24 protein-coding genes are annotated in these 19212 nt (G+C 73.1%); 14 read left to right on the top strand and 10 right to left on the bottom strand.

Features of this window, described 5'->3' with window-relative positions:
• The first annotated feature begins 114 nt into the window (after positions 1–114).
• Entirely contained in the window at positions 115–942 is an 828-nt protein-coding gene (locus tag ACIQ9P_RS23805; RefSeq protein WP_402359510.1) for an arylamine N-acetyltransferase, read from the top strand.
• 87 nt (positions 943–1029) lie between these two features.
• Here ACIQ9P_RS23805 and ACIQ9P_RS23800 read toward each other — a convergent pair whose 3' ends face one another.
• The gene (locus ACIQ9P_RS23800; RefSeq protein WP_402359507.1) at positions 1030–1446 is read right to left on the bottom strand and encodes a hypothetical protein; all 417 of its coding nucleotides are present in this window, start codon (positions 1444–1446) and stop codon (positions 1030–1032) included.
• Between the two features lie 243 nt (positions 1447–1689).
• On the opposite strand from ACIQ9P_RS23800, the gene sigJ reads away from it, so the two are divergent.
• Positions 1690–2505: an RNA polymerase sigma factor SigJ gene (gene sigJ / locus ACIQ9P_RS23795; protein WP_402359784.1), complete on the top strand. Its 816-nt coding sequence runs from the start codon at positions 1690–1692 to the stop codon at positions 2503–2505.
• 25 nt (positions 2506–2530) lie between these two features.
• On the opposite strand, the gene ACIQ9P_RS23790 is transcribed toward sigJ, so the two are convergent.
• Entirely contained in the window at positions 2531–4027 is a 1497-nt protein-coding gene (locus ACIQ9P_RS23790) for a PQQ-binding-like beta-propeller repeat protein (protein WP_402359504.1), read from the bottom strand.
• Between the two features lie 190 nt (positions 4028–4217).
• Between ACIQ9P_RS23790 and ACIQ9P_RS23785 the strand changes: the two genes are divergently transcribed.
• Positions 4218–4754, top strand: a complete 537-nt coding sequence (locus tag ACIQ9P_RS23785; protein ID WP_402359501.1) for an RICIN domain-containing protein — start codon at positions 4218–4220, stop codon at positions 4752–4754.
• 72 nt (positions 4755–4826) lie between these two features.
• Here the strand turns inward: ACIQ9P_RS23785 and ACIQ9P_RS23780 are convergent, their stop codons facing one another.
• On the bottom strand, positions 4827–5822 hold the full coding sequence (locus tag ACIQ9P_RS23780) for a serine hydrolase domain-containing protein (protein ID WP_402359498.1): 996 nt from the start codon (positions 5820–5822) through the stop codon (positions 4827–4829).
• Between the two features lie 667 nt (positions 5823–6489).
• On the opposite strand from ACIQ9P_RS23780, the gene ACIQ9P_RS23775 reads away from it, so the two are divergent.
• On the top strand, positions 6490–8385 hold the full coding sequence (locus ACIQ9P_RS23775; protein ID WP_402359495.1) for a CocE/NonD family hydrolase: 1896 nt from the start codon (positions 6490–6492) through the stop codon (positions 8383–8385).
• 133 nt (positions 8386–8518) lie between these two features.
• On the opposite strand, the gene ACIQ9P_RS23770 is transcribed toward ACIQ9P_RS23775, so the two are convergent.
• The 3 genes from ACIQ9P_RS23770 to ACIQ9P_RS23760 are packed head-to-tail and all read right to left on the bottom strand — an operon-like array spanning position 8519 to position 9421.
• A complete protein-coding gene (locus ACIQ9P_RS23770; protein ID WP_402359492.1) occupies positions 8519–8965 on the bottom strand; it encodes an NUDIX domain-containing protein in 447 nt (148 codons plus the stop codon).
• A 19-nt stretch (positions 8966–8984) separates the two neighbouring features.
• A complete protein-coding gene (locus ACIQ9P_RS23765; protein WP_402359489.1) occupies positions 8985–9188 on the bottom strand; it encodes a hypothetical protein in 204 nt (67 codons plus the stop codon).
• Positions 9185–9421, bottom strand: coding sequence for a hypothetical protein (locus ACIQ9P_RS23760; RefSeq protein WP_402359486.1), 237 nt, complete (start codon positions 9419–9421; stop codon positions 9185–9187). Before ACIQ9P_RS23760 ends, ACIQ9P_RS23765 begins: the two co-directional genes overlap by 4 nt.
• Before the next feature lie 123 nt (positions 9422–9544).
• Here ACIQ9P_RS23760 and ACIQ9P_RS23755 point away from each other — a divergent pair, with 123 nt between their 5' ends.
• Positions 9545–10378: a helix-turn-helix domain-containing protein gene (locus tag ACIQ9P_RS23755; protein WP_402359483.1), complete on the top strand. Its 834-nt coding sequence runs from the start codon at positions 9545–9547 to the stop codon at positions 10376–10378.
• Positions 10368–10574 carry a DUF397 domain-containing protein gene (locus tag ACIQ9P_RS23750; protein ID WP_402359781.1) on the top strand — a complete coding sequence of 69 codons (207 nt, stop codon included), beginning with the start codon at positions 10368–10370 and terminating at the stop codon, positions 10572–10574. The genes ACIQ9P_RS23755 and ACIQ9P_RS23750 overlap by 11 nt, the downstream gene beginning before the upstream one ends.
• A 45-nt stretch (positions 10575–10619) precedes the next feature.
• Here the strand turns inward: ACIQ9P_RS23750 and ACIQ9P_RS23745 are convergent, their stop codons facing one another.
• Positions 10620–11162, bottom strand: coding sequence for a hypothetical protein (locus ACIQ9P_RS23745; protein WP_402359480.1), 543 nt, complete (start codon positions 11160–11162; stop codon positions 10620–10622).
• A 210-nt stretch (positions 11163–11372) separates the two neighbouring features.
• Here ACIQ9P_RS23745 and ACIQ9P_RS23740 point away from each other — a divergent pair, with 210 nt between their 5' ends.
• Genes ACIQ9P_RS23740 through ACIQ9P_RS23730 form a run of 3 tightly spaced genes read left to right on the top strand, consistent with a single transcriptional unit; the run spans position 11373 to position 13280 of the window.
• On the top strand, positions 11373–11558 hold the full coding sequence (locus ACIQ9P_RS23740; protein WP_402359477.1) for a DUF397 domain-containing protein: 186 nt from the start codon (positions 11373–11375) through the stop codon (positions 11556–11558).
• 53 nt (positions 11559–11611) lie between these two features.
• Complete coding sequence (locus ACIQ9P_RS23735) at positions 11612–12373, top strand: NUDIX hydrolase (RefSeq protein ID WP_402359474.1); 762 nt, start codon at positions 11612–11614, stop codon at positions 12371–12373.
• 55 nt (positions 12374–12428) lie between these two features.
• Entirely contained in the window at positions 12429–13280 is an 852-nt protein-coding gene (locus tag ACIQ9P_RS23730; RefSeq protein WP_402359471.1) for an NAD(P)H-binding protein, read from the top strand.
• A gap of 12 nt (positions 13281–13292) precedes the next feature.
• Here the strand turns inward: ACIQ9P_RS23730 and ACIQ9P_RS23725 are convergent, their stop codons facing one another.
• Positions 13293–13631 (bottom strand): winged helix-turn-helix transcriptional regulator, encoded by a 339-nt coding sequence (locus ACIQ9P_RS23725; protein WP_402359778.1) that lies wholly within the window; start codon positions 13629–13631, stop codon positions 13293–13295.
• A gap of 147 nt (positions 13632–13778) precedes the next feature.
• Here ACIQ9P_RS23725 and ACIQ9P_RS23720 point away from each other — a divergent pair, with 147 nt between their 5' ends.
• Positions 13779–14186 carry a RidA family protein gene (locus tag ACIQ9P_RS23720; RefSeq protein WP_402359468.1) on the top strand — a complete coding sequence of 136 codons (408 nt, stop codon included), beginning with the start codon at positions 13779–13781 and terminating at the stop codon, positions 14184–14186.
• A 68-nt stretch (positions 14187–14254) separates the two neighbouring features.
• Positions 14255–15367, top strand: coding sequence for a hypothetical protein (locus tag ACIQ9P_RS23715; RefSeq protein WP_402359465.1), 1113 nt, complete (start codon positions 14255–14257; stop codon positions 15365–15367).
• A gap of 31 nt (positions 15368–15398) precedes the next feature.
• On the opposite strand, the gene ACIQ9P_RS23710 is transcribed toward ACIQ9P_RS23715, so the two are convergent.
• The gene (locus ACIQ9P_RS23710; protein ID WP_402359462.1) at positions 15399–15701 is read right to left on the bottom strand and encodes a hypothetical protein; all 303 of its coding nucleotides are present in this window, start codon (positions 15699–15701) and stop codon (positions 15399–15401) included.
• 246 nt (positions 15702–15947) lie between these two features.
• Here ACIQ9P_RS23710 and ACIQ9P_RS23705 point away from each other — a divergent pair, with 246 nt between their 5' ends.
• The 3 genes from ACIQ9P_RS23705 to ACIQ9P_RS23695 all read left to right on the top strand — a co-directional run bounded on the left by ACIQ9P_RS23705 (position 15948) and on the right by ACIQ9P_RS23695 (position 18555).
• On the top strand, positions 15948–16253 hold the full coding sequence (locus ACIQ9P_RS23705) for a hypothetical protein (protein ID WP_402359459.1): 306 nt from the start codon (positions 15948–15950) through the stop codon (positions 16251–16253).
• 131 nt (positions 16254–16384) lie between these two features.
• A complete protein-coding gene (locus tag ACIQ9P_RS23700; protein WP_402359456.1) occupies positions 16385–17068 on the top strand; it encodes a hypothetical protein in 684 nt (227 codons plus the stop codon).
• Positions 17069–17937: 869 nt separating this feature from the next.
• Entirely contained in the window at positions 17938–18555 is a 618-nt protein-coding gene (locus ACIQ9P_RS23695) for a TOPRIM nucleotidyl transferase/hydrolase domain-containing protein (protein WP_402359453.1), read from the top strand.
• 50 nt (positions 18556–18605) lie between these two features.
• On the opposite strand, the gene ACIQ9P_RS23690 is transcribed toward ACIQ9P_RS23695, so the two are convergent.
• Complete coding sequence (locus tag ACIQ9P_RS23690) at positions 18606–19124, bottom strand: hypothetical protein (RefSeq protein ID WP_402359450.1); 519 nt, start codon at positions 19122–19124, stop codon at positions 18606–18608.
• Between the last annotated feature and the right edge of the window lie 88 nt (positions 19125–19212).

Below are 19212 nucleotides of genomic sequence, written 5' to 3'. Positions count from 1 at the left end.
ACGGCTTCCGACCGGTTCTGATCGAGGTCGCGGAAAGGACCTAGGTCCGAGGGTCGAGAGCGACCCGAACCGCAGCCGGAGGCCCCGTCGGCACCCGGTCCGTACGGTGGCGGTATGAGCGTCGATCTCGGCAAGTACTTCGCACGCATCGGATGGGACGGCGACCGCGCCCCCACCCTCGACACGCTCCGATCACTGCAACACGCGCACGTGCTGGCCATCCCGTTCGAGAACATCGACGTGGTGGTCGGCACCGTGCCGTCGCTGGACCTCACCGATCTGGAGGCCAAACTCGTCGCCGGCTCGCGCGGCGGGTACTGCTTCGAGCACAACACCCTGTTCGCCGACGTGCTGGAGCAACTCGGCTACGGCGTCACCCGGTACACCGGGCGGGTGCGGGTCGGCGCCCGCCCCGGGGAGATCCGGCCCCGCACCCACCTGGTGCTGGGCGTCGAGGTGCCCGGGGGCGGGGCGGCCGGCGACGGCGGGGCGCCGCACCTGGTCGACGTCGGCTTCGGGTCGATCGACGCCCTGCTGGAGCCGCTGCCGATGATCCCCGGACTGGTCCGGGAGGGCCGGGGCCGCCGGCACCGGCTGGTGCTGGAGGAGGCCGACGGCCCGGCGCCGGTGTGGGTGCTCCAGGCCCGGTCCGGGGACACCTGGATCGAGCTGGTGTCCTTCACCCTGGACGCCGCGCCGCCGCCCGACATCGGCGTCGCCAACTGGCACGTGGCCACCCACCCGCGCTCGCCGTTCCGCCGTCTGTTCGTGCAGCGGACGCACACCGCCGGACACCTGTCCCTGGACGGCACCACCCTCACCCGCACCGCGCCGGACGGCACGGCGACGGTGGAGCCGGTCGACGGACCGGAGGCGCTGCGGGAGGTGCTGGAGTCGGAGTTCGGCATCGCCCCGCCGCCCGGCGTCCGCCCGGAGCGCTGAGGTCGGCGTCCGCCCGGAGCGCTGAGACCGGCGGCCCGGGCGGCCCGCTCCGCCGTCGCCGCGCCGTCCGTCGGATCCGACGGTCCGTCACCGGCCGTCGGGGCGCCCGGCGAGCAGGGCGCGGACCAGGTCCACCAGGCTCAGCCCGAACATCAGCACGCCCAACGGCACGTGCAGCGCCGGGTGGTGGGTGACGCCCAGCACCACCTGGGCGGAGGCGAGGACCAGGAAGCCGGTGGCGTACAGGACCGGCCGGGCCGGGCCGCCGCCGGGACGCCAGGCCAGGACGGCGGCGAGCAGGTAGAGCATCGAGGCGCCGTACATCACCCGGGCGCCGACGCTGTGCAGCGTCTCGCCGTAGGAGGTGGAGAGCAGCAGGCCGGCGGTGGTCGCCTGGTAGAAGATCGCCAGGGTCTGCAGGGCGACCGAGGTCTGCAGCAGGGTGGGGCGGCGGCGGCGCGCGGTCGGAGCGGCGGGGGCGGTGCGGGCGGTCGTGGTGGCCATCGTGCGGTCCCTCTTCCTGCCTTGCGGCGGCGGCTGGGTAGTGTCCAGCTGGTTCGACGAAACAGGCCCGCGAAGTGTGAGGCGGGCGGCGAGGAACGGGGGCGGCGGATGGACACGGGCGGCAGACACGGGCAGGGCACGGACACCGGGTACGGACAGGACACCGGCACCGGGAGCGGGCACGCGCAGGGCACGGACCCGGCCGTCGGTGAGCGCCGCCACCTGGTCGGCCTCGCCTACCGGATGCTCGGCTCGGTCGCCGAGGCGGAGGACGCCGTGCAGGAGGCGTACGCCCGCTGGTACGCGCAGGCGCCCGGGCGGCGCGCGGCGATCGCCTCGCCCGGCGCCTGGCTGACGACCGTGCTCAGCCGGATCTGCCTGGACGTGCTCGGCTCGGCGCGGGTCCGGCGCGAGCGCTACGTCGGCGAGTGGCTGCCGGAGCCGTTGCCGGACACGGCGGAGTGGACGGCCTGGGCCGGCGATCCCGCCGAACGGATCGCCCTGGACGAGTCCGTGGGCATGGCGTTCCTGGTGGTGCTGGAGTCGATGACCCCGGCCGAGCGGGTGGTGTTCGTACTGCACGACGTGTTCCGCTACCCGTTCCCCGAGATCGCCGCGATCGTCGGCCGGTCCCCCGCCGCCTGCCGCCAGCTGGCCACCTCGGCCCGCCGCCGGGTCGGCCCCGCACCCGCCCCGGCGGCGGCCGGCGCCGTCGTGGTGCGGGACTTCAGGCGGGCCTGGGAGGCCCAGGACATCGGCGCCCTGGTCGGCCTGCTCGACCCGTCGGCCGTGATGGTCGCCGACGGCGGCGGACTGGTCAGCGCGGTGCTCCGGCCGGTGGAGGGCGGCGAGCGGATCGCCCAGTACCTGGCGCTGATGGCGGAGAAGGCCCCGGGCCTGGTCCTGCTGGAGCGCACCGTCAACGGCCGCCCCGGCCTGGTCGCCCGGCGCGACGGCGCCACGGCCACGGTGGCGGCCCTGGACGTGGTGGACGGCCGGATCACCCGGATCTGGGCGGTCCGCAACCCGGAGAAGCTGGGGCGGTGGGCGGCGGCCTAGGGTCCGGGCGGTCCGAAGCCTCGATTCAGCGGCGCGGGACGCCCAGCGCGGGCCGGGAGTACGTGGTGCCGTCCTCGTTCACGAACACGTACCGGTCGTCGGTGCGCCCCAGCCAGGGCGTGGAGTACAGGAAGGCCCGGCGGAGGTCGGTCCGCTCGACGGTGCGGCCGTCCGTCCCGTCCAGACGATGGACGGCGTTGAGGTTGCGGCCGCGCTCGGTGACCACCAGCGGTCCGTCCGGCGCGGCGGCGACGGCCAGCACCTTGCCGTCCGGCACCCGCGCCCAGGCCCGTGAGCCGTCCGTCAGCGAGTGGGCGAGGACGAACCTGCTGTCCCGGTCGCCGGGCCGGGTGGCGGCGGCCACGAACAGGTCACCGACCACCGCCGCCGGGCGGACCGGCCGGAGCCGGAACGGGGCGTAGAGCTCCCGGAGGGACGTCAGCTCGTAGTCGGCGGAGGAGACCGGGATCGTCGCCCGGGGCGCGCCGTCGGCGGCCGCGAAGGAGAGGACCGCGTTGATGCCCCGGTCGCCGCGTTCGGTCAGGCGGACGGTGGGCGGGTCGGCGGCGAGCACGGCCAGGGTGGTGGGCTCGTTCGCCGCGCCGAGGTCCGTCCGCCACAGGGCCGCGCCGGTCGGCCCGAAGGCGCGCAGCCAGGTGGTTCCGGTCCCCGCCGCCGGATCCGCGGTCGCGCAGTACTCGGCGGCGACGACCCGGGCGGCGGAGGCGGACAGCGCGCGGAAGCCGCACCCCGCGGTCGGCGACGCCGTCCAGGCCGGGGCGCCGTCCCGCAGGCCGAAGGCGGCGATCCGCTCCCCGTCCAGGGCCACCAGGGTTTCAGGACCGGCGAGTTCGAGGACCGAGGGCCGCACACCGTCCTTGCGCCACAGCTCGCGCCCGGTGCGCAGGTCGACGGCGGCGAGCTGGTCGCACGGCGCGGGGTCGGTGCCGTAGCCGACGGCGGCCAGGCCGTCGACGGCCTGCGAGGCGGCGCAGACCGACTTCCGGGGCGGCGCCTCCAGCGTCCAGGCCGCCTCGCCCGTCCGCGCGCGGTAGGCGTCGAAGCGGTCGGCGCGCACCCGGACGACGGTCCCGCCGTCCTGCCAGACGGCGAGCGCCTTGGTGAGAGTCGGCCGGTCGGCCGGCGCCGACCACGCCGGGCTCACCGACGGCGGGCCCTGCAGGCGGTCGAACCCCAGCAGGCTGACGGGCAGCGCGAGGGCGCAGCAGACGACCGTCGTGACGAGGCGGCCCATCTTCGGGCCGTCGGACAGGAAGACGACGATGAAGAGGACGATCGCGACGACGAGGCCGACGAAGCCGGTCGCCAGCATCGCCGCCGTCCCCGGCGGGCAGGGCCCCGAGGCGGAGCCGCAGGCGCCACCGGCCTCGGCGAGCGCCGAGCCGCCCATGACGAACCCGGTGCCCGCCGCGGCGACCACCGCCCCTTCGAGGCCCGCGAAGACCAGCCGCCATCTCGACCCGCGCCGCTCCATGAGCCCGCCCCCGCCATGATCGTCCACTGAAGTCCGGGCACTCTACCGACGCCGGGTGGCAGCGGCACCGCGAGGGGTGGGCCCGTCCCGGGCGCCACCCCCCGGGGGGCGACGGCGCCCGGCCGTGATCACGAACGGCCGGTACTCGTCTGTGCACGGACATCGGCACGGTCCTAGCGTCGGGGGACCGATACCGTCCGACCACGGGAGTCCACGTATGAACGTTTCCGAGCGACTCGGCCCGATCCTCGGGGCAGCCGCGGCCGCGCTGGTGCTGTGTGCCGGGCCCGCCGTCGCGGACGGGCAGCCCGCGGCGGCCGCCCCGGCGGGAGCGGCCGTGCAGCCCGGCTCGCCCTCCACGATCACCAGCGCGAGCCCCGAGGCCGCCGGCAAGTGTCTGGACGCCTACGACTTCGGCCGAGGGCCGTGGGTCCAGATGTGGCAGTGCCACGGCGGCAGCAACCAGTCCTGGACCGTCTCCTGGAACAGCGTCAGCGGGGGCTGGAACATCCGCAACGAAGCCAGCCAGTACTGCGCCGACGGCTCCCCGGGCCACGGGGAGCAGCTCGTCCAGAACGTCTGCGGCGACGGCCTGGGGCAGTCCTGGAGGATCGACTCCGCCTCCGGCCCGACCCACCTGGAGAGCATCGCCTTCCCCGGCCAGTGCGCGGACATCTACAACTGGGGGCGCAGCTCGGTGGTCATGCTGTGGGACTGCGGGGGCCAGGCCAACCAGTACTGGCTGTTCAACTGAACCGGCTGTTCGACCGACCGGCGGGAACGGGCGCAACCGTTCCCGCTCGGCGGCCGTGGGATCCCGTCGGGGTCAGCCGCAGAACTCGGCCTCGGCGAGCTTGAGTTTGCCGGTGAACCAGTCGGCGTTGGTGTTGAACGCGACGGCGTGCCGCCCGTCCCGGGTGGTCAGCGCCAGCGTCGACGAACCGTGGATGCCGCCGTCATGGCCCCAGACGGCGACCCCGCAGGACAGCGTCCCGCCGCCGATGCCGAGCCCGCCGGGGCCCTCCGTGGTGAGCATCTCGTCCAGCTCGGCCTGCGGGAGCAGCCGTCCGCGCATCAGCGCGGAGAGGAACCGGGTGAGGTCGTCGGTCGTGGAGACGATCTCCCCGGCCGCGCCGGCCATCGACGGGTTGAGCTCGGTGGTGTCCAGCGGTGTCGGCGACCCGCCGAACAGCTTCGAGTAGCCGCGCGCGTGCGGCCGGGGCACGGCGGTGGCGGTGCCGGGCACGCTGGTGCCGCCCAGGCTCAGTGGGCGGATGATCCGCCGCTCGATCTCCGCGCCGTACGGGTGTCCGGTCACCTCGGCCACGATCATCCCGGCCAGGATGTAGTTGGTGTTGGAGTACTCGCGCTTCGCGCCGGGCGTGAAGACCGGCGGGTGCGACACGGCGATCCGCACCAACTGCTCCGGCGTGTAGGTGTCGTAGCGACGGCTCAGGAACCGCGGCGTGAACAGTACGGACGCCATTCCGGGGTCGTCGTCGTAGGCGAACAGCCCGCTGGTGTGGTTGAGCAGCTGCCGGACGGTGATCGCCGAGCCGTCGTTCCCGTTCCCGCTCACCACGCCCGGCAGCCACCTGTCCACCGTTTCGTCGAGGTCGAGGCGCCCCTCGGCCTGGAGCTGGAGGACCACCGTCGCGACGAACATCTTGGTCACACTGCCGATCCGGAACCGTTCCCGGACCGACCGGGGCTGCCCGGTCGTGGTGTCGGCGGTGCCGATCGCCGTCGTCCGACTGCCCTGCCCCGAGCGGGCGGTGGCGATCATCCCGGGCAGCCCCTCGGTCCGCACGGCCGCGTCCATCGCCGCCCGCGTCCCACCGTGACCGCTCCCGCCGCTCCCGCCGCTCCCACCCGGCCCCCCGGTCGCACCGGCCGTCGCCGGGAGTGCCGCCCCCACCAGCAGTGCCGACGCCACCGCCGTCACGCCGACCCCGCGCCGAAGAGCCCGCCGCCCCGCCTGTTGCCGTGCCCGTTGCCGTGTCATGCAGATCTCCCGAGGTCCGTTGTCCTCGCCCCCCGTCCCCGCGCAGGTCGACGGGCCGGAGGGCCGCGGAGTTCCGGCAGCCCGGCCATCGACGCGCAAACCGTCCGCGTGGACGAACGGCCCCGGAGTTCAGGAACCCGGGGTACCCCTAATGGGCCGATTCACCCCCCAGGAGCATGGGATGTCGCCCTGCCGACCGGCGTTGCGAGGATTCGGCATGCGGCCTCGACTCCGGCCACCGGGGAGGGCGTTGCACACCGCACGCCGCACGCCGGTGCCCGTACGGCCCCGGACCGACAGATCCGTCCCGCTCCCGCAGCAACGGCCCGGGAGCGCCGGACGTTCACCGATGAGCATCAAGTCCCTTGCACAGTGCGCACGTTGGCGGACGCTCCGGCTCCGGCGCACTGACGCCCGACGTTCCGGCACGCCGTCCCCGCGCGGAACGGGATCCCGGCACGTCGCCACCAGAAGGAGGACCCCCGTGCCACCGTCACGTTTCGTCCGCCGTCCGCTGACCGCAGTGCTGGCGGCGGTCGCCGCGCTCACGTGCGCGATCGCCCCGGCTGCCGCCGCCGCCCCCGGACCGACCACCGCAGCCACCGAACTGCCGCGGCTGCGCTCGCTGTACGTCGCGATGCCGGACGGTGTCCGGATCGCCGTCGACGTCTGGCTGCCGGCCGGCACCACCCCCGGCCGACGGCTGCCCACCGTCCTGGAGACCGAACGGTACTGGCGCTCCCGGGAGCACCCCGGCGGGCCCGAGAACGACCCCCGGGCCGGGACGGCGAGCGGCTGGAACGACCGCGGCTACGCCTACGTCGTGACCGATCTGCGCGGCACCGGCGCCTCGTTCGGCACCCTCGAAGCCGAACTCGGCACCGCCCTGATCAACGACAGCGGCGCGCTCGCCGACTGGATCGCCGCCCAGCCGTGGTCCAACGGCCGGGTCGGGACGACGGGCGTCTCCTACGGCGGCGACACCGCGATGCTCGCCCTCGGCCTGCGCAACCACCACATCACCGCCGCAGCGCCCAACTCCTACGACTTCGACCCCTACGAGGACCTGATCCGCCCCGGCGGGCTGCTGATCGAGCCGCGGGTCGCCGTCTACAGCATGCTGCTGCGGATCCTCGACCAGGCCGGCGGTACCACCTGCACGACGAGCGACGAGACCCGGCGGCTCTGCGACGAGTACGGGCTCACCGGCACCGCGCCGAAGCCCGTCGACGGTCCGGACGGCCCCGCGCTGCGCGCCGCCGCCCGCGCCGAGCACGTCGGGAACGCCAACCTCGTCGACTTCGCCCGCGACGGCGCGCACCGGGACTACGCCAGCGGCCCGCAGAGCTGGGCGGCCACCAGCGTGGCGACCCGGAGCCGCGCCGTCCGAGCCGGCGGCGTCCCGGTCCTGACCGACGCCGGCTGGCTGGACGCGGGCACGCCCAACGGCGTGCTGTCCCAGTTCACCGGCCTGTCGAACACCCAGGACAGCTGGATCGGGCCCTGGAACCACGGTCAGGGGTACCTCGCCGACCCGTTCCTGCCCAGCCGCCCGCTCACCGGAGCCGAACGCCGGGAGATCGGCGAGCGCACCGTCGCGTTCTTCGACCGCTACGTCAGGCGCGGCGAACGCCCCGACGGCGAGCGGCTGGTGCACTACTACACCCTCAACGAAGGCATCTGGCGCACCACCGACAGCTGGCCGGTCCCCGGCACCTCGAACCGGCGGCTCTACCTCGCCGACGGCAACACCCTCGCCCCCAAGCCGCAGCCACCGACCCCCGGCCTGCCCGACACCGACCCGCTGACCCTCGCCCCCACCGCCGGCACCGGCCCGCTCGACCGCTGGAACACCAACCTCAGCGGCGACCCGGTCAGTTACCCCGACCGGGCCGCCGTCGACCGCGACCTGCTCAGCTACACCAGCCCGCCCGTCCCGCAGGACACCAGGGTGACCGGCCTCGGCCGGGTGACCCTCGACGTGACGGGCGTCAGCGGCGCCAGCGACGGCGCGTTGCACGTCTACCTGGAGGACGTCGCCCCGGACGGCCGCGTCACCTACATCACCGAGGGCCAACTCGCCCTCGCCGACCGGGCCGTGGCCTCCCGCTGGAACAACCCCGACTGGCGCCGGCTGCGCACCCCGCGCACCTTCGCGGCCGCCGACTCCACCCCGTTCCCGCAGGGCACGCCCCAGCGCGTCACCCTCGACCTCCAGCCGACCTCGGTCCTCTTCAGGGCCGGTGACCGGATCCGGCTCACCGTCGCCGCCGCCAACCCCGACTCCTTCGAACTGCGGCCCGCCGACGGCAAGGCCGCCTACACCATCGGCCACGGCACCGTCCGGCCCTCCTACCTCGACCTGCCGGTGGTCGGCTGAGGAACCGCGCCCCGGTCCGGATCGAGGTCGGCCTGCCCGGCGCGTTCGAGGTGCGGGACGACGGCCGAGTCGGATCGGTCCCTGCGCGCGGGAAGCCCCGGGTGTCGACCCGGGGCTTTCTCGCGCTCCGGGGTCATTCGGCGGGGGTGCCGTGGTGGAGGAGGGGGAGGTGGGCGCCTCGGGCGAGGGCGTGGAGGGCGTGGGTGGTGCGGCGGTGGTGGTCGGGGTGCATGGTGTCGGCGAGGTGGGTGTGGTGGATCCAGTGGACGGCGGTGACGGTGGGCGGGGGTCGGTGGCGGGTGGTGGTGGATTCCTGGGCGAGCGTGAGGCGGCCGCCCCAGTGGACGAGGTGGAGGGTTTCGGGGTGGGGGTGGGTGTCGGTGTGGTCGGTGGCAAGGATGCGCAGGAGGGGGAGGACGAGGCCGGTCTGGGTCTCGGTGTGGCGGCGGGCGGCGTGGTGGGGGAGTTCGTCGGTCTCGGCGGGGCCGCCGGGGAGGGTGAGGCCGGGGGTGCGGGTGGTCGCGATCAGGAGGACGGCGCCGTCGCGGTTGAGGATCAGGGCGTGGTGGTGGTGCTGCACGGTGGGGCTCCTGGGGCTGTCAGTCGTCCGGCTTGTCGGGGGTGAGCCAGTGGAGGCAGGCGGGGAGTCCGGCGCTGATGCCGGTGGCGAGGATCAGTCCGAGGATGAGGAGTCGGGGCGCGAGGGGTCCGTGGCGGATGGGCCAGCAGACGGCGGTGGCGGCGAGGGCGCTGAGGGCGGGGACGCCCAGGGCCGCGAGGACGAGCTTGGCGGAGCGGTTCACGCCGGGTCGGTAGTGCGGGGCCGGCTGGGGTGCTGGACGGTGAGGAAGCGGGGGCTGGGGAGGGCCTGGACGTGGGCGGGCTTGGTGGTCCACTCGCAGCCCCCGGCCTCGTGGCGCAGGTAGACGAGCCCCGCGAGGGTGTCCATGTACACGGCTTCGAGGGGCTTGCCGGAGGTGTCGCGGTGCGCGAGGTCACGGACGACCTCGCCGACGGCAGGGGTGTAGACGGGCATGGGGGCTCCAGTGGTTGCGCTGTGCATTGGGATCACTACGACCCGTGTCCATGGTGGAGCCGGAGGCGCTACGCTCGGAAGGTCTTCAGTTCTCTAGTTCACACTGCTTTAAGTGGGGCGATCTTGAAGCGCATCACACTTGACCCGACGTCATCTCCACTCGCCGCCTTTGCGGTTCAACTTCGCAGGCTGCGCGAGGCACGAGGACTGACGCAGGTCGGACTCGGCACGCTAGTTCGATACTCCAGCGTCTACATCTCGAACGTGGAGACGGCAAAGCAGGCTCCGAGCTTAAAGTTCGTCCAGCGGGCCGACGAGGCGCTGACAGCAGGCGGCGCACTGGAGCTGCTGTGGTGGAGTTGGAAGAACGGAGCACTCATCCCGGGCTTCCCGGAGTACGCCACCAAGGAGCGCGAGGCGATCTGCATACGGCTCTTCGAGACGAGCATGGTGCCGGGCGTCCTGCAACACCCGGACTACTCCTCTGCCTACGAGGCTGCCATCGTGCGCCGAGGTGAGGCCACTCGCACTCAAGCGGATGAACGACTTCAACTCCTCACAGCTCGACAGAAGTTGCTGGAGCGAACGCTGACCATCCATGTCGTCCTGGATCAGGCTGTCCTCCACCGACCGATCGGCGGCGCAGGTGTCATGGTGCAGCAGATGACTCACCTGGAGAGATTGTCCACCCAGTCGAACGTTGTCCTCCAAGTAGCGCCGTTCAGCCTGGGCGAGGAACGCCCCTTCTCCCACTCGGTAACACTGCTCACCATGCCCAATCGGGCGATGGTCGGATACACCGAGACGCTTCAACGCGGCTACCTGGAGCAAGATGCCGAGATCGTCGCAGGCTGGGCGAGAAAGTACGATCGGCTCCAGGTGGACGCACTTCCCCGGGCGGACAGCCTGACCATGATTCATGAGGCACGGAAGGAACTTGAACGCCATGCACGTTGATCTATCGGGCGCCAGGTGGCGCAAGAGTTCACACAGCAACGGCGGAGGCGGATGCATCGAGGTTGCCGATGGCTACACCGGCGTCATGCCTGTTCGCGACTCCAAAGACCCGCAAGGCCCCTCCCTCCTCTTCCCTGTCGACGCTTGGCGCGCCTTCGTCACTGCCGTCCAGGGCGGCGAGTTCGGCACCGTCTGAACACTGGAACCACCGATGAGCCCCGACCGCCGGACCGGTCGGGGCTCATCCCGCTCTCCACCCGTGCGCGTACTCGATGTTCAGAACGCCGGGCCCCTTCACCGGACCCTTCGCCGTCAGATCCCCCGCGTGATGCAGCATCACGCTGTCGTACGGCGACCACGGAGTCCCCGCCAGCGCGCGAGCCGGACCCTCCCGCACCAGCGAGTGCACCTGCGCCCCCGTCCACCGGAACGCCTCCGCACTCCCGGTCAGGAACAACGTCTCGGCCGCGAACCCGAACCTCAACTCGTCCCGCCGCCAGTCCTCCGGCTCCTTCTCCCCCGCGAAGTCCGTCTCCGGAATCTCCATCACCTGCGACCGGCCCGCCCCCAACCCCGCCCGCACCGCCTTCCACCGCGACACCGGAAACCCCAAGCCGCCCTGCACCAGCAGCAGGTCCACCACCGGCGCACGGAACCACCCCGGCAGCCCGCCCGGCCCCTCCCGCTCCGCCCGCAGCGGCACGTACACCAGCGACCGCCGCGAGCGCGCCGCCAACCCCCACGCCACCGAAAGACTCCGCGCGCCCTCCAGGTCCACGAACATGTCCAGCGACCTTTCGTTCCGGAACAGCACAGCCCGCCCCGACCTCGGGACGGCCTTCACCACCCGGTACTCCTCGCCACCGTGTCGCACCCGGTGGACCGTCGTCCTCAACTCCACTCGGCAGTCCTACCCCGCCCGGAGGCCCTCTGTCCCCTGGGTTTTCCTTCACCTACCGTGGATCTCAGACCTACAGAAGGGAACTCCTGGACCATGTCGTGGCGGAAGAGCAGCTACAGCGGCCAAGGCGGCGAGTGTGTCGAGATCGCCGACCACCACCCCGGCCTCGTCCCGGTCCGACACTCCAAGGACCCCGCCGGCCCCGCCCTCCTCTTCCCGCCGGACGCCTGGCGCGCCTTCGTCATCGCCGTCAAGCACGACGAGTTCGACATCCTCTGACCCCTCGCCGCGTCCGGCTGACCCGCACCCGCCGGTCCTGCTTCGATAGGCGGATGCCCGCCGCAGCCACGCCGCCGCCCCCGCCCCCACCGCTCGCCGAAGTCCTCGGCGTGCGCCGGATCCGGCTCGCCGAGGTCGCCGTTCCTCGCCTCACCGCCGAGGAACGGCACGCCCGGGACCAGGTCTGGGCGACCATGGTCCTCGCCAATCCCACCCTCTTCGACGGCCCCGCCGTCGCCTGCGCCGACACCTCGTGGCCAAGACCCGGCGAACTCCACATCTCCTGGTCCCGCATCACCTACCGCCACTACGCCCTGCGCCGCGTCCCCTCCACCACCGCCCCCACCGCGTCCCTCGCCGTCAGCATCGTCCAGACCACCGACGACGGCCGCCTGCTCGTCGGCCGGATGTCGCCCACCACGGCCGCCCCCGGGCGCTGGCAGTTCCCCGGCGGCTCCGTCGAACCCCCACCGGACGGTGAGCGCCTCGACCTCGCCGCGCTCCGCCGCAACGCCGTCCGCGAACTGACCGAGGAGACCGGAGTCACCACCGCCCCGGCCGAGTTGGAACTCTGGGCCGTCGCCCGCGGCCAGTACGGCAGCGTGTGCGTGCTCTTCCTTGCCCCGCCCCTCCCCGAGGCCGCGCTGCGCGAACGCTTCACCGCGCTCGCGCCCCCGGAACGGGAACTGGTCGAGCTGGCCTTCGTCCGCTCCCCCGCCGACCTCCCGGGCCTCCCCGGCCCGCACGCCGACTACCTGACCCCGGTCCTCCGCCTCCTCACCCGCCGGCGGGCGGGCGGCCACCGCTTGACCTGAACCTCGGTTGATGTACGAGGGTTTCGCCATCGAACGGCGAGACGAGGAGAGTCCGATGACACAGCCCACGATCCTGGTGACCGGCGCGACCGGACGGGTCGGCGGTTCGGTGGTGGCCCAACTGCACGCGGCGGGCGTACCCGTGCGGGCACTGGTGAGGGGGGAGGCGAACTTCCCGGAGGGCGTGCGGGCGGTGCGCGGCGATCTCGGTGATCCCACGTCACTGCGCGCGGCTCTGGAGGGTGTCGACGCGGTGTTCCTGGTGTGGCCCTTCCTGCGCGCCGAGGGCGCCGCTGAGGTGATCGACGTGATCGGGAAGCACACCCGGCGAGTGGTCTACTTGTCGTCCGCCGGGGTCGGGGACGGGGAGGACGCGCCAGGTGACCCGATCACCGCGTTCCACACCGAACTGGAGCGGCTGATCGGGACGTCGGGCCTCGAATGGACGGCGCTGCGGCCCACCGGCTTCGCGAGCAACACGCTGGGCTGGGCGGACGAGCTCCGCGCGACCGGCGCGGTCCGGGCGCCGTTGGCGAAGCTGGCCCGCCCGTTGATCCACGAGGCCGACATCGCCGCCGTCGCCGTTCGGGCACTGACGACGGACACCCTGCTCGGCGCCCGCCCCCTGCTCACCGGCCCCGAACCGGTCACCCAGGAACAGCAGGTGGCGCTGATCGGCGAGGCGGTCGGACGGCCGCTGCGGTTCGAGGAGATCACACCGGCCGAGGCCGCCGAGCAGATGAGGGCCGCAGGCTGGCCGACGGAACTGGTGGCGGCCGTGCTCCCGGCCCAGGCGGCCATGCTCGACCGCCCGGAGCCCGTCAACGACGCGGTGGAGCGGATCACGGGAATCCCGGCGCGGTCCTTCCGGGAGTGGGCGGTGGACCACGCGGCGGACTTCCGCTGAGCTGGATGCCGTTCAGACGGCGTCGAAGCGTTCGCGCGCCGACTCGATTGCGGCGAGGTGCCGGTGCGTCCAGTCGCACATGGCGTCCACCGTGGCGCGCAGGGCCCGGCCGGGCTCGGTGAGGGTGTACTCGACGCGCGGCGGCACCGTCGGGTGCACCGTGCGCTCGACCAGGCCGTTGCGCTCCAGCAGGCGCAGGTTCTGCGTCAGCATCTTGTGGCTGATGCCCTCGACCTCCCTGCGCAGCTCGGTGAAGCGCAGGGTGCCGTCCCCGACCGCCTCGACGATCAGCAGCGCCCACTTGTTGGCGATGTCCGAGAAGATCTCCCGCGCGAGGGAGTCCGCCCGCATCGCGTCGGCCCGGTCCTGCGCCGAGCCGTTGACCTGCTTGCTCACCTTGAGGTTCCCCAGTCACCGAAAAGTGCGTTCTTCCACGTCAACGGCCACTCTCCTACGGTGATCGAGTCACCGCAAGAGAGCACGAGGAGAGAACGCGCCATGACCGTCACCCTGCTGAACCCCGAGGGACTGCCCGCGATCGACGTCTACCACCAGGTGGCCGTGGCCTCCGGCACGAGGACGGTGTACGTCGCCGGGCAGGTCTCCTGGGACGCCGACGGCACGAACGTCGGCGTCGGCGACCTCGCCGCCCAGGTCGAGCAGTCCTACCTCAACGTCGCCACCGCCCTGGCCGGCACCGGGGCCACCTTCGCGGACGTCGTGAAGCTGAACGTCCACGTCGTCGACTGGACGCCCGAGAAGATGCCGCTGCTCCTCGACGGCATCGCGCGGGCGACGGCGAAGCTCGGGACCGCCGCCGCCCCACCGGCCACCCTGCTCGGCGTGGCGGCCCTGGACGTGCCCGAGCACCTGGTGGAGGTCGAGGCCGTCGCCGTCCTCGACTGAGCCGGGACCACCGCTCCCCGCGCAGGAAGTCGGACGCGCCGACTTCCCGCGCGCACTACCCTGCGGGAATGGATCATCAGCAGGGCCCCTGGGCGGCGCTCCTCGAAGCGCCCGCGCTGTCGGCGCAGCTCGGGAAGGCATGGCTGCGCGGACTCGGCCGCAACCCGGCCGCGCCGGAGGACGTCCTCGTCCGGCTCCTGGACGCCGGTCGGCCGGAATTCCTCCTCCGCGCCGACCTGCCGCCCGCCGTCCTGGACGCGGCGGTGGACCACCCCGACCGCCAGGTGTGGGGCCGGGCGGCCGACAGCGGACGGCTCTCGGCAGCCCAGTGGGACCGCCTGCTCACCGCTCGGGCCGGCGGGCCGGAGCACGCCCTGCTGACGGAACTCGCGGCAGACGCGGCCGCGCTCCGCGAACGCCAACCCCGGCAGTGGCGGGGCATCGCACCCGCGCCGGACGCCGACGCCCGGCCGCCCGCGACCCCGGAGGAGATCGCCGAACTGGCCGCCGCCGTACCGGACATCGATCCCCGCGACCGTACCTACGGCCTGTGGTGGGTCGCCGCCCTGTTCGACGACCCCGACGCCATGCGGCAGTTGGCCTCCTCATCGCGCCTCTGGATCCGCCGCAGCGTCGCCCGGGCGCCCTGCCTCCCCGCCGACGTCGTCGAACTCCTCGCCCGTGACGAGGACTTCGCCGTCCGACTGTTCCTCACTGAGTCCTGCGGCGACGCCCCGCCCTGGCTGCTGCTCGACCTCTGGGCGGACGGCTGGAACGGCACCTTCTCCTTCCCTGGCCGCCCGCGCAACCACCCCAACTTCCCGCGCGCCGACCTGCTGCGCTTCGCCGAAGACCCCCACCCTCGCCTGCGCATGCTCGCCCTGGACGACCCGGCAGCCCCCGCCGCCCTCGCCGAACGCCTCGCCCACGACCCCGACCCCGAGGTCCGCACCCGAGCCGCCCAGGACCCCCGCCTCTCCCCCACCACCCTCGGCGCCCTCACCACCGACCCGTCCGCCACCGTCCGCCGCGCCGCCCACCGCAACCCGGTTCTGCCGACGACCCTGCTGGCCGCGCTGCTCCAGGACCCGGCGACGGCCGAGGACGCCGCCACCAACCCGGCGATCCCGGCGGCCGTCATGCACCGGCTCATCACGGCGGGCACGGCCCGGTCGGAGTAGGAAGTCGGCGGCTCCGACTTCCCACTCCCGGTCACTCGAACTCGGGACACCCCGTGTCGATGTCGACCTCCGCACCTGCCGAGGTCCACGCCGTCATCCAGCCCGACCCTGCGCTGACCGAGACGTAGTCGTCCTTGCGCCCGAGGCCGTACCCCTCCTCCGGCCGCACCCGGAAGCGGACCGTCAGACTCTCACCGGGCGGCAGCTCGTAGAGGCTGCCCATGGGCTCGAAGACCACCCACAACGGCTCCTCCGTCGGCGCCTCCAGGACGACGGACTCCTCCACGAACCGCGCCTCCCGCGCGGCGGCCCTGCCCTCGCGCCATCTCTTCACCCGACCGATCACAGGACCCATCATCCCCGCCGACCATCGGCCGGCAGCAGTTCGTCCCGCACCCGGTGGGGGCGCACGGCGATCCAGAAGGATCTTCGCGTACGTGGAAGTGCCGTCCGCCGCCCTCCGGCCGACTTGAAAAACATCTTCCCAATCCCTTTGCTGTGGAAGCCTTCTGGGCTGCATCCCGCACGGGCGGTACGCTGCCGTGAACCGGCTGGACTGCCGCCGACGCGGGGCGCACACATGTCGTACCTCATTCTCCTGGGCCTCGCCGTCGGCCTGCCCGTCCTGGTCCTGGTGGCGCTTGCCGACCGGCGGAAACGGTCGTTCAACGACTCCTATGCCGGGGAAGTCATCGATCGGTGGGCCAGTACGGGGATCGGTACCCACGGCCCGATCACCAGTCACAGGATGCGAATCCGCACCGACGACGGATGCGAGCTCACCGTCCACGTGGACGGAGTGACGTACGGCAGGCTCAGCATCGGCGACCGGGTCATGCGGACACCCGCCACCCGCCGGCCCGTACGACTGAAGCGGGCGCCTTGACCGCCCGGGCCCGGCCGGACCGACTTCCCGTTGTCCGTGCGAACTCCACCCACGACAGCCGCCTCGGAGCGAGTGATAGCGTCGTCCCCTTCTCCGGCAGGCCGGATGAGGTCCCCCGGCAGGTGCCCCGCATGACCACACCCTCCGAGCAGCTCGACGCCGCTCTCGACGCGCTCGACGCCGCCTTCGCACCGCCCCCCGAGGCTCCGTTCGCTGTCGGCGGCTGCACCTACTGCTACACCGACAGCGACCTCGAAGCCCTCGCGGGGCCCACGCACCTGGTGCCGGACGGCCTGGTGTGGTCCGTCTCCGTCGAAGCCACCGACCACTGGGCCGACTTCGCTGCCCTGTACCACCGGATGACACCCCGGATCGTCCGCCTCCTGACCACGGGCCAGCTGCACAGCGGCTACGGAATGATCGCCTCCCGGCTGCTCGCGGCGGGCTGGCGGAACTGGGCGGCAGCCGAGCAGCAGGCACTGGAACACGTCTGGGACGCCTGGTGGCGCTCGACCCTGCACGAGTACCTCGGCAACGAACGCGCGACCGATGTCCTGGAGACCGTCGCCGTCAGCACCGGAAGCCTCTCCCCCTGGCTCGCCGTCTGGGGCGGGACCCGCACCGAAGCGGCCGACCACCACTTCGACGACGCGCTCGACCACTGGCTCGCGCCCCCGGGACTCGCCGACCTCCGGCTCGGCTTCCGCGACGAACTGCACGCCGGACCAGAGCTTCTGGACTGGCTGCTCTCCCTGGAGGAGGGCCGGATCGGCGCCGCCCAGCTCTTCGAGATCGAACGCCTCGCATACAGCTGACGGCCACCCGGCGCACCACCGCCGACCCGGCGGTCCCGGTGGCCCCTGTGTCCGTGGCGCACCGCACGGTCACGGCACGAGTGACCTCCGTGGAGCAGGAAGTCGGACTCACCGACTTCCTGCTCCACCTCGAAGCGGTCCTCTCCTCCGGGCGCGCTCCCGAGGCGAAGACAGATCAGCACGGCCGGGTGACCATCGGGGTGCTCGCCATATCGCCATCGCCGTCGTCGTCATGGCCGCCCAACACCCCTCCCTTCGCCCGCCTACCCGCCGCGAGCACTTTGCAGAGCACTTTGCAAAGTCATCGGTGACTTTGCAAAGTGAGTCAGGGGCGGGGGTCGGGGACTTTGCAAAGTGGGTTCCGGAGGAAGGTTGATGGCTTTGCAAAGGTGCCGACGCCTTTGCAAAGTGCCGCTGGAACGAGGTCGGCCGGGGTGTGGGGGCTCACGGCGCAGGAGGCCGTTACCGGAGCGGGGGCGCCGGCGGCAGCAGCGGCGACGGCACCGGGAGCTGGGGCTGCGCGGCTCAGGCGCGGGCGCGGGCGCGGGCAGCCGCTGGGCCTCGGCAGCTTCAGGTGCTCCCGCCGTGGCCGCGCGGCGCGGCCACGGCGGGTGACCACAGCGGACGGCAGCGGCAGCGGCACGGTGGGGGTCGAACCGGGCGGCCGGGCTGCTCCGGCTCCTCACCTCGGTCGGAGCGTACGGCCGATAGTCGCCCAGGACGGTACTGGGTCCGGGTGGCTCCGGGCGCGCCAGGGCACAGCTTCCGGGCCGGGGCCACCCCTTTCTTCCGTGCCACCGGGGGAACACCCATCGGCGAGGGCGAAAATGGCGGGCCCGGTGCGGGGCGGCAGGAGCAGAATGCGCGGTATGGCGGACATGCAGGCGTTCCGGGACGCGGTCGGCGAGTGGGCGGGGGGCGGTTCCGGGCGGGAGGCCGGGGAACTGGCCGAGCGGGTGGGGGTGCGGACGGCGGTCCTGGTGGAGGGGCCGAGCGATCTCGCGGCCGTGGAGACGCTGGCCGCAGGCCGCGACCGGGACCTGGCCGGGGACGGCGTGTGCGTCGTTTCGATGGGCGGGGCGATGAACGTCGCCCGCTACGCCGACCTGCTCGGGCCGCCCGGGCTGGGGCTCCGGCTCACCGGGTTGTGCGACGCGAACGAACAGGGCTACTACGAGCGCGGGCTCGACCGGGCGGGCGCGCCGCGTGAGGGGTTCTTCGTGTGTGTGGCGGACCTGGAGGAGGAGTTGATCCGCGCTCTGGGCGTGGCCCGGGTCGTGGAGATCGTCCGGGCCGAGGGCGACCTCCCGGCCTGGCAGATCTTCGGCCGCCAGCCCGCCCACCAGGGCCGTCCGGCCGAGGGGCAGTTGCGGCGCTTCCTCGGCACCAAGAAGGGCCGCAAGATCCGTTACGGGCACCTGTTGGTGCGGGCGTTGGAGCCCGGACAGGAGCCGGCTCCGTTGCGCGACCTGCTCGCCGCCGTGTGAGGCAGGGCGGGGCCGGAGCAGGAAGTCGGGGCGGCCGACTTCCTGTCCCGTCAGAAGTCGACGGCGTCCAGGTGGTACGTGGTGTCGACCGAGAACTCGCCGGCCCTCGCCTTGATGGAGAGCACGTACTGGCCGGGGGCCAGCGGGTCCAGGGCGCACCACTTGCCCCAGGCGACGCGCGGAATGCCCATCGCCAGGAAGCGCCTGGACGCGAACTCCTGCACCCGCAGCGGGACTCCGTTCAACGTCGCCTCGGCCCTGGCGGTCTCGACCCGCCACGGCGCGGAGGACAGACCGAAGGCGAAGCGCTGGGTGTTGAAGACCGGGAAGAAGACCGGCCTCCCGGCGGCGATGGGGCAGCGGCGCACCACCCGGCCGCCGTAGGTGCCGGCCAGGAACCAGACGTCGTCGGGCTGCCGCCAGCCGGCGAACTCGCCGGTGGTGTCACCGACCGGGCTGCGCTCCGCCGGGGCCGACAGAGCCCACTTCCACCAGCGCGCCGCGAGCTCCGCGCCCCGGCGGGGGTCCACGGTGTCGGCACCGGTCTCGGGGGAGACGGCCTCGCCCACGGTCTGCTCCTTCGGCTCCACGCGCGCACCGCAGATCGGTTCGCCCCGCGACTTTATCCCGTGTCCGCCGGGCCCTCCCGTCCGGGAG

Source organism: Kitasatospora sp. NPDC094019 (assembly GCF_044764505.1).
Lineage (GTDB): Bacteria > Actinomycetota > Actinomycetes > Streptomycetales > Streptomycetaceae > Kitasatospora.
This window is presented reverse-complemented; position numbering and strand designations above follow the sequence as displayed.

Excerpts from the sequence above, each read along its gene's own strand:
- ACIQ9P_RS23805 (WP_402359510.1), top strand. The coding sequence starts at position 115 with ATGAGCGTCGATCTCGGCAAGTACTTCGCACGCATCGGATGGGACGGC.
- ACIQ9P_RS23800 (WP_402359507.1), bottom strand. The coding sequence starts at position 1,446 with ATGGCCACCACGACCGCCCGCACCGCCCCCGCCGCTCCGACCGCGCGC.
- sigJ (WP_402359784.1), top strand. The coding sequence starts at position 1,690 with ATGCTCGGCTCGGTCGCCGAGGCGGAGGACGCCGTGCAGGAGGCGTAC.
- ACIQ9P_RS23785 (WP_402359501.1), top strand. The coding sequence starts at position 4,218 with ATGAACGTTTCCGAGCGACTCGGCCCGATCCTCGGGGCAGCCGCGGCC.
- ACIQ9P_RS23780 (WP_402359498.1), bottom strand. The coding sequence starts at position 5,822 with ATGGACGCGGCCGTGCGGACCGAGGGGCTGCCCGGGATGATCGCCACC.
- ACIQ9P_RS23760 (WP_402359486.1), bottom strand. The coding sequence starts at position 9,421 with ATGCCCGTCTACACCCCTGCCGTCGGCGAGGTCGTCCGTGACCTCGCG.
- ACIQ9P_RS23750 (WP_402359781.1), top strand. The coding sequence starts at position 10,368 with ATGCACGTTGATCTATCGGGCGCCAGGTGGCGCAAGAGTTCACACAGC.
- ACIQ9P_RS23745 (WP_402359480.1), bottom strand. The coding sequence starts at position 11,162 with ATGTTCGTGGACCTGGAGGGCGCGCGGAGTCTTTCGGTGGCGTGGGGG.
- ACIQ9P_RS23740 (WP_402359477.1), top strand. The coding sequence starts at position 11,373 with ATGTCGTGGCGGAAGAGCAGCTACAGCGGCCAAGGCGGCGAGTGTGTC.
- ACIQ9P_RS23735 (WP_402359474.1), top strand. The coding sequence starts at position 11,612 with ATGCCCGCCGCAGCCACGCCGCCGCCCCCGCCCCCACCGCTCGCCGAA.
- ACIQ9P_RS23730 (WP_402359471.1), top strand. The coding sequence starts at position 12,429 with ATGACACAGCCCACGATCCTGGTGACCGGCGCGACCGGACGGGTCGGC.
- ACIQ9P_RS23725 (WP_402359778.1), bottom strand. The coding sequence starts at position 13,631 with ATGCGGGCGGACTCCCTCGCGCGGGAGATCTTCTCGGACATCGCCAAC.
- ACIQ9P_RS23720 (WP_402359468.1), top strand. The coding sequence starts at position 13,779 with ATGACCGTCACCCTGCTGAACCCCGAGGGACTGCCCGCGATCGACGTC.
- ACIQ9P_RS23715 (WP_402359465.1), top strand. The coding sequence starts at position 14,255 with ATGGATCATCAGCAGGGCCCCTGGGCGGCGCTCCTCGAAGCGCCCGCG.
- ACIQ9P_RS23705 (WP_402359459.1), top strand. The coding sequence starts at position 15,948 with ATGTCGTACCTCATTCTCCTGGGCCTCGCCGTCGGCCTGCCCGTCCTG.
- ACIQ9P_RS23700 (WP_402359456.1), top strand. The coding sequence starts at position 16,385 with ATGACCACACCCTCCGAGCAGCTCGACGCCGCTCTCGACGCGCTCGAC.
- ACIQ9P_RS23695 (WP_402359453.1), top strand. The coding sequence starts at position 17,938 with ATGGCGGACATGCAGGCGTTCCGGGACGCGGTCGGCGAGTGGGCGGGG.